The organism is Mesorhizobium sp. M1E.F.Ca.ET.041.01.1.1 (genome assembly GCF_003997355.1).
GTDB lineage: Bacteria > Pseudomonadota > Alphaproteobacteria > Rhizobiales > Rhizobiaceae > Mesorhizobium.
The window spans coordinates 1-13462 of sequence record NZ_RZSL01000004.1 but is presented as its reverse complement, the minus strand read 5'-3'; the positions used below and the strand labels follow the sequence as shown (position 1 = coordinate 13462).

Below are 13462 nucleotides of genomic sequence, written 5' to 3'. Positions count from 1 at the left end.
ATGAATAAATGGACCGGGAACAATAAAATTAGGGAGAAGAAACATGGCGTTTTTCAGAAGCAATGGGGATCGCGTTCCAGCTTCCATCGATAAGATGGCGAGCGAGGTCAAAGCAGGCACGATGGACCGGCGTGAGTTCCTTGCGCTTGCAAGTACATTCGGCGCCTCGGGTGCGATGGCCTATAGCCTGATCGGCGTGGCATTTCCCCAATCGGTGCGCGCCGCTGAACAGAAGAAGGGCGGAATTCTGCGCGTCTCAATGCCCGTCAAGGCGCAGAAAGACCCGCGTACCTATGACTGGGTGGAACTTGCCAACATCTCTCGTTGCTGGCTGGAGCCGCTCGTCCGTTACACACATGAGTTCACGTTCGAACCTGTTCTGCTGGAAAGCTGGGAGATCAATGAGGACGCGACGGAGTATGTCTTCCACGTCCGGAAGAGCGTCACCTGGAACAACGGCGATACATTCGACGCCGATGACGTAATCTTCAACATAACCCGGTGGTGCGAGAAGGGCGTCTCGGGCAACTCGATGGCCGCTCGTGTCGGGGGGCTTATCGATGCCAAGAACGGCAAGGCGAGAGATGGAGCGATCGTCAAGGTCGATGATTATACCGTCAAACTCGAGCTAAGCGACCCCGACATCGCCATAATCGCGAATTTCACCGACTATCCCGGGCTGATCGTCCACCCCAGTTTCGATGCCGGCGGCGCCGACCCAGTCACGAAGCCGATTGGGACGGGTCCATTTGAACTGGTATCCTACTTGGTCGGCAGCAAGGCTGAAGTCAAACGCCGGCAGGATGGCAAGTGGTGGGGCGGCGAGGCGTTGCTCGATGGCGTGCAGTTCGTCGATTATGGGACCGACTTCCAGGCGACGGTGGCTGCTTTCGAGTCCGGGGAGGTCGATCTCAATCTGGAGACTCCGGCTGACTTCATCGACATTCTGGACAAGATGGACCTGGTAAAATCGGAAGTCGCAACGGCAACGACGCTCGTGTGCCGCACCAACACCGCCCACAAACCATATGACGACAAGAAGGTCCGAAACGCGCTGCAGATGGCGGTCGATAACAACGCTGTCCTTCAACTCGGCTATGCAGGGCGGGGAACGGTCGGCGAAAACCATCACGTCAGCCCAATTCATCCGGAATATTATGCTCTGCCCAAAAAGAGCCGGAACGTAGAGGGCGCGAGGAAACTCATTGCTCAATCCGGACATACAGACTTCGAGCATGAGTTGATCTCGATCGACGAGGATTGGCAGAAAAACACCGGGGACGCCATCGCGGCCCAGCTGCGCGAGGCCGGTTTCAAGGTCAAACGTACTGTGCTTCCGGGTTCGACATTCTGGAATGACTGGTCAAAGTACCCATATTCGCTGACCGTCTGGTACATGCGCCCCCTCGGCGTTCAGGTTCTTGCATTGGCCTATCGCACTGGCGAAGCCTGGAATGAGACCGCTTATTCAAACCCCGAGTTTGACGCCAAGCTCAAGAAGGCCTTCTCCGTGAGTGACGCTGCCGAGCGCAAAGAGTTTATGAAGAACATCGAGGACGTGTTGCAGGACTCCGGAGTGATCATCCAGCCGTTCTGGCAAAGCCTCTTCGGTCACATGAACAAAAAGGTCCAGAACTACGTAATTCACCCGACGTTTCAAATGGATCTGCAGAACGTCTGGCTCGCCGCCTGAAGGCTCCAGTCGAGCACGCCGACTGGAGGGCAGGCCTGGTCCGGAGCGTGGTGTCCAGATGGACGTCGTCGGGTGAACAGGACGGTGAAGTCTGGACGATGGCACCATGAAGCAGGGAGAACTGCGCATCTGTCGGTAACGGTGCGACCTGCTCAGGAATAGAAGAGTAGCTCTACCTGCCGTAGGGCCTTGCGGAATCCGGAGCACCTATTGCACACAACTAACTTTAGCGCGACGCCGCGATATTCCCCTGGACCCTGGTGGCGTAGCAAGTTTTCGAGCGAGAAAGCTTCTGGAGAACAGCAACATGGGTAAGTGCGGAATACTAGATCCTTTTGAGTGCGGGGTAATCCCTCTCGCTGATTGGATGACTATCGGGCTGCGCTGGGTTGTTGATCACTACAGGCCGTTCTTTCAATCGGTCAAGGCGCCCTTCGACCTTCTACTGCAGTGGTTCGGCATAGCGCTCCATTCGGTTCCTCCGGTCGTGATGATCATCGTTGCGGGCCTGGCGGCTTGGCAGTTCGGCGGACGGAAGGTCGCCGGGGTTATCGTCGGCGCTCTCATCTTTATGGGTCTCATCGGCGTCTGGCAGGACGCCATGACGACGCTTTCAATTGTGCTGACTTCGCTCGTCGTAGCGGTGATGCTTGGCATTCCGCTCGGTATCTGGGCGGCGCGGAGCGAGCGAGTATTTGTGGTGATGCGTCCGATCCTTGACGGGATGCAGACCATTCCAGCGTTCGTCTACCTGGTTCCCATTGTGATGCTCTTCGGTATCGGCAACGTGCCGGGCGTGATCGTTACGGTAATTTTTGCGGTTGCGCCGCTGATCCGCCTTACGAACCTCGGCATACGGCAGGTACCGGAAGAGGTGATCGAAGCCATGCGCGCCTTCGGCGCTACGGAGCGTCAGCTTCTGTGGAAGGCTCAGCTGCCGCTTGCGCTACCCACCGTCATGGCCGGCATCAACCAGACGCTGATGATGTCGCTATCGATGGTGGTCATCGGTTCGATGATCGCTGTTGGTGGACTGGGCCAGACGGTGCTGCGCGGCATAGGCCGTCTTGATGTGGGTTTGGCGACAGTCGGGGGCCTGGGCATCGTCGCGCTGGCCATCGTGCTGGATCGCTTCACGCATTCGCTGTCGACACAGAAGCGAAGGCCGGGCGAGCTCTGGCATCAAGGTCCGGTGGGACTTTTCAGGGCCGTCACCTTAACAACTAGTCACAGAAGCTGAGCAATTTGCTCACACAGGGAGGAAACGATGAAGATAAAATGTGTGGCGCTGGCCATGGCCGTGATGGCTGGCTATGCGGTGCCGGCAATGGCAGATCAGGTCATGCCGGCCTGGAGCGGAGCGACAGAAGAGCTGTTCCAGACATTTGTCGTGGATGAGGGTCTCAAGGAGCTCGGCTATAACATAGCTGACCTGACCCAGGTTCAAGTTCAGCTGGCGCATACCGCTGTAGCTAACGGCGATCTCACCTTTTATGCGGTGCACTGGGTTCCGCTTCACGACACTTTCTGGAAAGCATCAGGCGGCGATGAAAAGCTGATGAGCGTCGGCACCCTAATCAAGAACAGCCTGCAGGGCTATCTGATCGATAAGAAAACGGCCGACGCCACTGGCATCAAGTATCTTGAGGACCTCAAGGATCCCGAGAAGGCCAAGCTTTTCGACATCGACGGGAATGGAAAGGCAGACCTCTACGGTTGCGAACCGGGGTGGGGCTGCGAACGCGTGATCGAGCATCAGCTCGACGCCTATGGCCTGCGTGATACCGTCGAGGAAAAGCAAGGCGGCTATTTCGCCATCATTCCTGACGCGATCGAACGCATCAAGGCTGGCAAGCCGACACTGTACTACACTTGGACGCCGCTGTGGGTATCTGCCATTCTCCGCCCAGGCAAGGAGGTTGTCTGGCTCAACGTCAAGAACACCTCTCTTCCTGACGCGGAGACCGGCAACACAGTTGTTGAAGGCCTCGGGAATCTTGGCTTCGCCGTGAACGACCAGAAGATCATCGCCAATACGACTTGGCTGAAAGCCAACCCGAAAGCCAAGAAATTCTTTGAGCTCGTGCAGATCCCGATTGCGGACGTCAACGCGGAAAATCAAAAGGTTGCCAATGGTGAAAAGAGCAACGAGCAGATCATGAAACACGCAACCGACTGGATCGCCGCTCACCACGCTGATTGGGAAAAGTGGATCGCTGAAGCCAAGGCCGCCAAGTGAGGCTCTGAGGTTTAAATCGGCCGGCGGCATCCGCCGGCCGATTACGGTCTGAAGATAGGCACAACACACTATCGAGAGTTCCGCACATGACTATACCCGCCATCGTCTGTTCCGGCTTGTGGAAAATTTTCGGGACGCGCAAAGGGAAAGCCCTCGCGGCGGCCCGCGATCGCGGGTTCAGCAAGAGGCAAGTCCTTGAAGAATTCGATTGCGTTCTGGGTGTGGCCGATGTGTCCTTCTCGGTCGAGCCCGGCGAGATCTTTTGCATCATGGGGCTGTCCGGCTCAGGGAAATCGACGCTTGTCCGCCATCTCAATCGGCTGATCGAACCAACCGCAGGCGAGGTTCGGATCGGCGGAAATGCCATCAACAAACTTTCGCCGTCTGAACTCCGGACCCTTCGCTCAGAGACGGTCGGCATGGTCTTCCAGCACATGGCGCTGCTGCCGCACCGCACCGTCTACGACAATGTTTCCCTCAGTCTCGAACTCCGAGGCAAATCACGCAAGGAGTGCCGCCGCGTGGCGGAAGAAAACCTCAAGCTCGTTGACTTGAGCGGTTGGGGCGAGCGTTACCCGGACGAGCTCTCGGGCGGGATGAAGCAGCGGGTGGGGCTTGCCCGTGCCATGGCGGCAGACCCGCAGATCCTGTTACTGGACGAGCCGTTCTCAGCGCTCGACCCGTTGATCCGCCGCCAACTCCAACAGCAGTTCCTAGACCTCGCGAAGGTCGTCCAGAAAACAACGGTGTTTATCACACACGACCTCGACGAAGCCATTCGCCTGGGCGATCGTATTGCGATCATGAAGGATGGTAAGTTCGTTCAAGTGGGAACGCCGGAAGACATCGTAACCGCGCCCAAGGACCGCTATGTCGCTGATTTCGTCTCAGGCATTTCGCTGCTCAATCTCGTCACTGCCAGGAAGATCATGCAGCCGCGGGACAGCATAGCGACGCTTTCTGAAAAGAAATTCCAAGCGCTCCCCCGCGTGCAAACCACTGACAAGCTCTCCGCTGTGATCAGCACCGCTGCGGATGGCGGCGATCTGATCGCAGTCTATGACGGCAGCGAGCCGGCGGGCGTCGTCACCCGGCGCGCCCTGTTTTCAGGAATTCAAGGCGTGATATCGAGCCCCAAGGCCGTGAGTGGTTTGAAATCGGGAAAAATTTGCCAGTACGGGGGCAGCTCTGCCCCCTCAATCCGCCCAACAAGCTCTGGAAGATCAATCGATATGGACACAGCTGCGCTCTCTGCTCACAGCGACGAAGGCAAGAAATGAGCGAACCGACCTTGTCCCGTGCTTAGTAGAAGTGCTCGCGCAGTGCCCCGGCGCCCTGCATGCTGAACAGTCTGAAACTACTTTCGTGAAGGACCCCGCCGTCGCCCTTTCGCGGCGATGACTTACGTTCCGCCCGGGCGATCCACGCGCGGTGGACGCAACGGGCTTTAAATCCGCACGCCCATTTTACCACCGCCGATCTGACACATTTAAATTGGTCCTATTGAAGACTTGCCACCCACCCACGGCTGTGGTCGATCGTAGGGACCGGTACTGAGGACGTCTGCCTACAAGGCCTTGAGCCGCTCCACCGCGGTTAGGGCTGATATCTCTCGGGCCTTGGCCAGCATCACTACTTTCAAGGTCTCCCAACAAGAGACGGCATTGGGGATACGGACACCTAGACGCTTGACGTATAATTGCTCGCGTTACGTATCGAAGCTGCATCCCTTGCGAAGACGCGTTGCGCAGCTATCCACTCATTCCTATAGGTGTTTGTAACTCAGGCCCGCACTTTTTCAGCCTTCGGATCGTACATCGGCTTCAACGATGCTTCCGCCGCGAAGCGTTCGCCGGCGATTTCGATCTCGTAGGATGAAGCCAGCACATCGGCCTCGCTCTCGCCCCGGCATGGCACATAACCCAGCCCTACCGCGCCGCCGAGGTGATGGCCGTAATTGCCTGATGTGATCGGACCGACGATCTTGCCGTCGCGCAGGATCGCCTCGTTATGGAAGAGCAGGGGCTCTGGATCCTTAAGCCGGAACTGGACGAGCCGGCGTGACAGGCCGGCTTCCTTTTTGCGCAGCACGGCATCGCGGCCGATGAAGTCGCCCTTGGCGGTCTTCACCGCGAAGCCGAGGCCGGCCTCCAGCACATTGTCCTCGTCGGTGATGTCGTGGCCGAAATGCCGGAAAGCCTTTTCGATGCGGCAGGAATCCAGCGTGTGCAGGCCGCAGAGTTTCAGGCCGACATCGGCACCGGCCTCGTCGATCGCTTCGAAAACGTGTGCTGCCTGGTCGGTCGAGACATAGAGTTCCCAGCCGAGCTCGCCGACATAGGTGACGCGGTGGGCGCGGGCCAGGCCCATGCCGATCTCGATCTCCTGGAATGTGCCGAACGGATTTTTCTCATTGGAGAAATCGTTCGGGCTGACCTTCTGGATCAGCTTTCGCGCATCCGGACCCATGAGACAGAGCACGCTTTCGGCCGCCGTTACGTCGGTGACGACAACGAACTGCCCGCCGACATGGCGGCGCAGCCAGGCGAGGTCACGCTGCAGCGTGGCGCCTGGGACGACGAGGAAGAACGCCGTCTCCGACAGGCGCGAGACCGTCAGGTCGCTCTCGATGCCGCCGCGTTGGTTGAGCATCTGGGTGTAGACGATCTTGCCCGGCGCGACGTCCATGTCGTTGGCGCAGAGCTTCTGGAGGAAGGCACAGGCGTCGCGGCCTTCGACACGGATCTTGCCGAACGAGGTCATGTCGAACAGGCCGACCTTGTTTCGGACCGCGAGGTGTTCCTCGCGCTGGTTGTCGAACCAGTTCTGCCGCTTCCAGGAATAGCGGTATTCGCGCTCCTGGCCCTCGCGTGCGAACCAGTTGGCGCGCTCCCAGCCGGCGACTTCGCCGAACACCGCGCCGCGCGCCTTCAGATGCTCATGCAGGGGCGAGCGGCGGACATTCCTCGAGGTCGCCATCTGCCGATAGGGGAAATGGTCGGCATAGAGCAGGCCGAGCGTCTCGGAGACGCGCTCCTTGAGATAGCGTCGGTTCTTCTGGAATGGCTGGGCGCGGCGGATGTCGACCTCCCACAGGTCGAAGGGCGCTTCGCCGTCATTGATCCACTGCGCCAGCGCCATGCCGGCGCCGCCGGAGGAGACGATGCCGATCGAATTGTAGCCGGTCGCCATCCAGTAGCCGGACAGCTCCGGCGCCTCACCGAGATAGTAGCGGTCATCGGGCGTAAAACTCTCCGGACCGTTGAAGAAGGTGTGGATGCCGGCGGTCGCCAGCATCGGCATGCGGTTGACGCCCATTTCGAGGATCGGCTCGAAATGCTCCATGTCCTCAGGCAGTTGGTCGAAGCAGAAATCCTCGCTTATGCCGTCCATGCCCCACGGCTTGGCCACCGGCTCGAAGGCGCCCAGCATCATCTTGCCGGCGTCTTCCTTGTAGTAGGCGCACTCGTCCGGCACCCGCAGCACCGGCAGACGGGTGAGGCCGGGGATCGGCTCGGTGACGAGATAAAAATGCTCGCAGGCGTGTAGCGGGATGGTGACGCCGTTCTGCGCTCCCAGTTCGCGCGCCCACATGCCGGCGCAATTGACGACGATGTCGGCCTCGATCGTGCCTTGCTCTTCGCCTTGCGCCCAGGACACGCCGGTGACGCGGCCGGCCCTGGTATGGACCTTGGTGACCTTTACGTTCTCGACGATGGTGGCGCCGCGCTGGCGCGCGCCCTTGGCCAGCGCCATGGCGATGTTTGCGGGGTCGCACTGGCCGTCGAGCGGCAGATGCACGGCGCCGACGACGTCCGAGACATTCAGATGCGGATACATCTGCTTGACTTCATTGGGAGAAATCTCGCGGACATCGACATCGAAGGCACGCGCCAGCGATGCTTGCCTGTAGATCTCGTGCTTGCGCTCCTCGGTCAGCGCCACGGTGATCGAACCGACCTGGCGCATGCCGGTGCCGACCTCGGTCTCGGCTTCCAGCTTGACGTAGAGGTCGGCGGAATATTTCGCCAGCCGGGTCATGTTCTGCGAGCCGCGCAACTGGCCGATCAGGCCGGCGGCATGCCATGTCGTGCCTGACGTCAGCTGCTTGCGCTCCAGAAGCACGATGTCGGTCCAGCCGAGTTTGGCCAGGTGATAGGCGACGGAGCAGCCGGAAACGCCGCCACCGATGATGACCGCTCTTGCTTTGGCGGGAATGGCTTTGGCGGTCATGCGGCCTCGCGGCGGTAGCTGGAAGCGAAACGGCGCAGCCGGAGCGCTGCTTCTTGCAGCATAGGTTCGGGCTGGCAGAGGCTGATGCGGATATGGCCTTCTGGCACGGGGGTGAAGTGGCGCCCTGCGTCACATTCACCTGTCGCCTGCAACGACGATAGTGCGCCTTGATGGGCATTTTCTAAGCCGACCACCCGCTGCCTATTCATGGAGCGACATCCACAAGTTGATGCCCCCTCCGCAGAACGATGCGCAGGGTTTGTCACATCGAAATTGGGCCGCTCTACCACCGAGTTCCCACCTACCTCCGATGCAGAGTTGCCTGGGCATGCTTGTCCTCCGTTAGCGCGACGTTCATTGTTGGTCAGATTAGGCGTCTCTGACCCAACCCATGCGATAAACTCGACCCGTTTGACTGCCCTCTGCGCTCTTGACGTAGCCGAGCGCCACCTCGCTCGCCGGCACCGCCGCGGTGCCAGGAAAGAAGTCGCCGTAGAGCTGAACCGACTCCTGTACGAGAGTCGGACTGACCAGATTGATCCGCAGCCCCCGCCCAAGCTCGATTGCCGCGCTGCGTACAAAACCGTCTAACGCGCCATTGACCAGGGCGGACGAGCTTCCCTGCCGGATGGGATCTTCGTTGGTTAGACCCGAGGTCAAGGTAAATGATCCGTGGTCGCGGATACGCTTGAGACCCTTCGCTACGAGATTGACCTGCCCCATCAACTTACTGCGCAGCCCGATTTCGAACTGTTCATTCGTGAATTGGTTCAGCGGGGCGTAGTGCACGGCCCCTGCTGTGCAGATCAACGCGTCAAATGCACCGATCTTGTCGAATAATTGGTCGATAGAGTTCGGCTCGGCGATGTCGACGTTGAATAAGCCGCTAGTTCGCCCGACTCCTATAATGTTGTGCCGCTTGCCAAGTTCGGCCGCTACGGCCGACCCGACAATCCCAGTCGAACCAACCAGGACAATTCGCATAGGGACTCCCCTGGATATCCTGACGGCTAGGAGGCGACCTCAAACAGCGGGGCAAGTGCGGCGCGAAGCGCCATGTCCTGGTCCGCCGAGAGTTTTGCCAATGGCTTGCGGACATTCCCGGTTCCGAGGCCGCGCAGTTGCGCGGCTCTCAGAACAGAAGGCGTATATGGTGCCCGCCAGATAAAAAGCAACGAGGGCAGCATCCGCTGCCAAAGTGCCAGAGCCCTCTCCAAATCCTTCGCTGCCACAAGGTTGTACAATTCGACAGCCTCAAGAGGCATGTAGTTTGCTGCGCCCCAGATAACACCGCGCGCGCCTGCCATCAGCGCATAGAGGGTTGTTGTATCGCAACCATTTAGCACCTTGCCTCCCGTCTGCAGATACTCCTGATGCACGGTGAAGTCGCCGGCACTATCTTTGATGTAATTGAAATGCTTGAGACCGCTCAGTCGATCAAAAAGGCGTGGCGAAACCGCGATCCCGGTAGCCTGCGGGATGTTGTAGCCCACAATATCCACGCCAACCGCCGCGTCGATTTCCCTGTAGAAATTGAAAATTCCATCCTCGTCTGACGGACCTTCGAGATACGGCGGCAAAATCATCAGCGCGTCCGCGCCGACCGATTCAGCTTGCTGTGACCGCCGTATGACTTCGTCCATATTCAGGGCCGAGGTCTGGCAGACAACGTTGCAGCGTCCTGCGATGCGCTTCGCCCCGAGCTCGTAGAGCCGATTGCATTCGGACTCGGTCAGGTAAGGGTGCTGGCCTGTACCTGCCCCAAGAACCAAGCCGTGAACTCCCGCCGATACGTATTTTTCGATCAACTCTTCGAAGAGGCCGTAATCGATCGCACCGGTAGGTTCGAACGGTGTCTGCATTGCAAGATTGATGCCCTTCAGGTCCGCCATTGCCGTTCCTCTTATTGCTAGACTTCCGCGCCTGCCTGCCTGAAACGAAGAGCGGTCACGAACCGGACGCCCATTGATGTGACAAGTCTCGGATAAGTCCTGCTCGGAGCGGCCCGCGTCTTCAGGATATCGATCACAGCCGAAGATTGCCCCGTGGCCAGTTCGGCGACAGCCTTGCCAAAGGCAGCCCCTCGAGCGACGCCGGTTCCATTACAGAAGGCGGCACCATAGACGTCGTGCGCCAACTCGCCGAAGACCATGCCGCCATTTTGCGCGAGCGTAAGCAGACCACCCCAGCTGGCCTCAAAGCCGATTGACGAAAGCCCGGGCCATCGGCGGTCAAATGCTACCTGCTGCTGGGTCCGCGCCCTAAGGACATCTTGTTTGGTTGTTTTGAAATTAGTCGCATACGAGTAAACGTTTCTAAGGAAAAGACGGTTGTCTATAGTACGTCGCACCGTCGTCCCAAAGCTATCGGCCGGAATAAGCCCATATGTTCGCTTGTTGCCCACGTTGGAAAGCTCGCTCTCAGTGAGCTGTCTGGTCATGCTCGCGAACGTGTAGAGTGGTATGGCTCGGTTTTCGAAGAAGCCAAATCTCGTCAGATAACCCGATGCGCAGATGATGACCTTCGAAGCCCTGATTGTTCCAGCAGGCGTCTCGCAGATGTGCTTCGGCGCACCGAACTGGACCGCCACAATGGCGGTGTTTTCATGGATGGTAACGTTCTCGGGGAGGCTGTTTACGGCGTTCTTGAGATACTTCGCAGGCTGGACCAGAATCGTGCCAGGGTGATGCAAAGCTTTGACGTAGTGCTTACTGCCGGTGATCGACTGAATTTCAGGGGCTTCAACCCAGCTGTACTTCTGTCCAAGCTTATCGAGCGCCTCCGAAAAGCGGTGTAGATCGGCAACGCCGTGAGACGTGGCCGCGCTGTGGTATTTCCCCTGCGGGTCCCAATCACAGTCTACCCCATGCTCCTCGACGGCGGTTCGAATGTAGGCGATGCCCTCAAGGTTGACGTACAGCTCTTCCTTGTTTCCCCTAATGTCTTCAACGAAGTCGCGTTTTCGGGGATTGTGCGCGAGATCGATGACGAAGCCCATGCACCGCCCCGATGCATTGTCCCCGATACGTCCGGCGTCGACGAGGATTACCGAAGACTGGGGGTTGAGTTCGGCAAATCGGCGGGCCGCGTGAAGCCCCATCCAGCCGCCGCCAATGACCAGGCAATCGCATGTGACATCGCCTTGCTGCGGCACTAAGGGTAGCTCCGGTCCCGACGTGCGGTACCACCCTGAGACTGTTGGCTCCGGATGCGGTGCTTGGACGACAATACGCTCTCTTGTCTTTGTTTGATTCAAAGAGTTCACTGCCAACTCGCTCGGTGAAGGCGGCCGGTGGGTAGTGCACCGCTCGCTCTGGCTTGTTCCTGTTTCGAATAAACGATGTGTCGTTCGTCTCGTAGACGGAAAATATGCGGTCTGATATAGACCTGCTTCATGTCCAAGCTTCGCAATCTTGTCCCATCGACGCATTCGCTTTTCGTCTTCGAAGCGGCGGCCCGAACGCTGAGTTTCAAGAACGCGGCCAGCGAACTCAACGTGACGCAGCCAAGTATCTCGCATTCGATCAAAATGTTCGAAAAGCATTGCGGGACGGCACTCTTTGTCCGAGACAATCGGGGAGTGCAGCTGACCGAGCCCGGCAGGCAGCTCTACGATGAGGTGCGCAACAGCTTCCGCCGTCTGGAACAGCGGCTTGAGACCATCACTGATCGCGGAACGAAGTACATAACTTTCGCAGCTTCGACATCTCTGGCGGCACATTGGCTCGCGCCTCAACTCTATCATTTCCAGGAAGAGCATCCGGACGTCAGGATCAAGGTGGTCGCCACCGACCGCGATGTCGAGCCAGATCATGAGATCGACGTGACGGTTTGGGTGCGGCCCCGGAATTTTGAAAGGGCCAACAGCTGGTTCGTTTGCGACGAGATCATCTTTCCCGTCTGCTCACCGGCATATCTTCTGTCGCACCCCGCTCCCCAAGCCGTCGAAGATCTGATCCACCATCAACTGATTCATTCGTCCGATGCTTTTCGCAAGCGCCTGGATTGGCCCGAATGGGTCGAGTTGGCAGGCGGCGATGCCAGCGACATCAAGCCCAATATCGTGTTCAATGACTACCAGCTAACGCTTCAAGCGGCTCTGGCTGGTGAAGGAATAGCATTGGGGTGGTCCCTTACCGCCCAGCAGTTGCTCGACAACCGCCTCCTGGTCAAGCCATTGCCAACCCAAATCCAGACCGACAGGGCCTTCTTTCTGTTGGCCAGCGAGGATGCCAGCAAGAACAAGAGATGCAAGATTTTGGTTGACTGGTTTCTCGTCCAGTCTGAAGAACTCCGCCCGTGACCTGAATTGCCCCTCACCCTATCCGCCTCTGGATATAAACTGGATTTAAGACAAGCGAAAGCTTTTGCGCATTCTCAGGACAATTGCCGGCGCCTATCATCAGCGCGAGATTAAGCTAGGGTCCGCCCCTATTGGACGGCCGGGCCACTGATGTTTGACGCGGGATGCGGGTCATTCCGCTGAGGGTGACGCGATGATGGACACTGATATTCCCGCAATCCGGCGCCGCACAGGCCAGTCTTCCGGTTCCCAGATTCACCTGCGGGAATAGTGGCTGGCAGCCTGAAAATCAACTCCCAAGGCTTCGAACCGGAAGCCTGATCGGTGCCCCATCGAGATGGGGCGCCGACCTCCTTTGAATTGAGCATCAGGTGAACCAACATGGCTGACGAAGAGATCATCCTTTCCGAGCTGTCCGACGAGGAACTCGTGCAGCAGATGCACGACGACCTTTATGACGGGCTGAAGGAAGAAATTGAGGAAGGCACGGCCATCCTGCTGGAGCGCGGATGGGCGCCCTACAAGGTGCTCACCGAGGCGCTGGTCGAAGGCATGCGCATCGTCGGCGAGGATTTTCGCGACGGTATCCTGTTTGTTCCGGAAGTGCTGCTGTCGGCCAATGCGATGAAGGCCGGCATGTTCATCCTGCGCCCGCTGCTTATCGCCACCGGCGCGCCAAAGCAGGGCAAGATGGTGATCGGCACCGTCAAGGGCGACATCCACGACATTGGCAAGAACCTCGTCGGCATGATGATGGAAGGCGCCGGCTTCGACGTCATCGACCTCGGCATCAACAATGCGGTCGAGAAGTATATGGCGGCGATTGAAGAGCATAAACCTGATATTGTCGGCATGTCGGCGCTGCTGACCACCACCATGCCCTACATGAAGGTCGTCATCGACACGATGAAGGAAAAGGGCATTCGCGACGACTATGTCGTGCTGGTCGGCGGTGCGCCGCTGAACGAGGAATTCGGCAAGGCCGTCGGCGCCG

10 protein-coding genes are annotated in these 13462 nt (G+C 58.6%); 6 read left to right on the top strand and 4 right to left on the bottom strand.

The genetic code is table 11. From position 1 onward, the window contains the following. The first annotated feature begins 43 nt into the window (after positions 1-43). The 4 genes from EOA38_RS01100 (at position 44) to EOA38_RS01085 (ending at position 5212) form a co-directional block, all read left to right on the top strand. Positions 44-1693 (top strand): ABC transporter substrate-binding protein, encoded by a 1650-nt coding sequence (locus tag EOA38_RS01100; protein ID WP_126080625.1) that lies wholly within the window; start codon positions 44-46, stop codon positions 1691-1693. 367 nt (positions 1694-2060) lie between these two features. Beyond that, complete coding sequence (locus tag EOA38_RS01095; protein ID WP_245466464.1) at positions 2061-2933, top strand: ABC transporter permease subunit; 873 nt, start codon at positions 2061-2063, stop codon at positions 2931-2933. Between the two features lie 27 nt (positions 2934-2960). Continuing rightward, positions 2961-3932, top strand: a complete 972-nt coding sequence (gene proX / locus EOA38_RS01090) for a glycine betaine/L-proline ABC transporter substrate-binding protein ProX (protein ID WP_126080623.1) — start codon at positions 2961-2963, stop codon at positions 3930-3932. Between the two features lie 86 nt (positions 3933-4018). Next, entirely contained in the window at positions 4019-5212 is a 1194-nt protein-coding gene (locus EOA38_RS01085) for a betaine/proline/choline family ABC transporter ATP-binding protein (protein WP_126080622.1), read from the top strand. A 502-nt stretch (positions 5213-5714) separates the two neighbouring features. On the opposite strand, the gene EOA38_RS01080 is transcribed toward EOA38_RS01085, so the two are convergent. The 4 genes from EOA38_RS01080 to EOA38_RS01060 all read right to left on the bottom strand — a co-directional run bounded on the left by EOA38_RS01080 (position 5715) and on the right by EOA38_RS01060 (position 11319). Continuing rightward, positions 5715-8165 (bottom strand): FAD-dependent oxidoreductase, encoded by a 2451-nt coding sequence (locus EOA38_RS01080; RefSeq protein WP_126080621.1) that lies wholly within the window; start codon positions 8163-8165, stop codon positions 5715-5717. A gap of 369 nt (positions 8166-8534) precedes the next feature. Further along, positions 8535-9149 (bottom strand): short chain dehydrogenase, encoded by a 615-nt coding sequence (locus EOA38_RS01070; RefSeq protein ID WP_126080619.1) that lies wholly within the window; start codon positions 9147-9149, stop codon positions 8535-8537. Between the two features lie 26 nt (positions 9150-9175). Further along, positions 9176-10057, bottom strand: a complete 882-nt coding sequence (locus EOA38_RS01065; protein ID WP_126080618.1) for a dihydrodipicolinate synthase family protein — start codon at positions 10055-10057, stop codon at positions 9176-9178. Positions 10058-10074: 17 nt separating this feature from the next. Next, a complete protein-coding gene (locus EOA38_RS01060) occupies positions 10075-11319 on the bottom strand; it encodes an FAD-binding oxidoreductase (RefSeq protein WP_245459658.1) in 1245 nt (414 codons plus the stop codon). 240 nt (positions 11320-11559) lie between these two features. Between EOA38_RS01060 and EOA38_RS01055 the strand changes: the two genes are divergently transcribed. Beyond that, complete coding sequence (locus EOA38_RS01055; protein ID WP_126080616.1) at positions 11560-12468, top strand: LysR substrate-binding domain-containing protein; 909 nt, start codon at positions 11560-11562, stop codon at positions 12466-12468. Between the two features lie 381 nt (positions 12469-12849). After that, a partial coding sequence (locus EOA38_RS01050) for a B12-binding domain-containing protein (protein WP_127298279.1) occupies positions 12850-13462 on the top strand: 613 nt, incomplete at its 3' end.

What these genes read in the sequence shown, in the direction of transcription:
- EOA38_RS01100 (WP_126080625.1), top strand. Translation starts at nt 44, where the DNA reads ATGGCGTTTTTCAGAAGCAATGGGGATCGCGTTCCAGCTTCCATCGAT.
- EOA38_RS01095 (WP_245466464.1), top strand. Translation starts at nt 2,061, where the DNA reads ATGACTATCGGGCTGCGCTGGGTTGTTGATCACTACAGGCCGTTCTTT.
- proX (WP_126080623.1), top strand. Translation starts at nt 2,961, where the DNA reads ATGAAGATAAAATGTGTGGCGCTGGCCATGGCCGTGATGGCTGGCTAT.
- EOA38_RS01085 (WP_126080622.1), top strand. Translation starts at nt 4,019, where the DNA reads ATGACTATACCCGCCATCGTCTGTTCCGGCTTGTGGAAAATTTTCGGG.
- EOA38_RS01080 (WP_126080621.1), bottom strand. Translation starts at nt 8,165, where the DNA reads ATGACCGCCAAAGCCATTCCCGCCAAAGCAAGAGCGGTCATCATCGGT.
- EOA38_RS01070 (WP_126080619.1), bottom strand. Translation starts at nt 9,149, where the DNA reads ATGCGAATTGTCCTGGTTGGTTCGACTGGGATTGTCGGGTCGGCCGTA.
- EOA38_RS01065 (WP_126080618.1), bottom strand. Translation starts at nt 10,057, where the DNA reads ATGGCGGACCTGAAGGGCATCAATCTTGCAATGCAGACACCGTTCGAA.
- EOA38_RS01055 (WP_126080616.1), top strand. Translation starts at nt 11,560, where the DNA reads ATGTCCAAGCTTCGCAATCTTGTCCCATCGACGCATTCGCTTTTCGTC.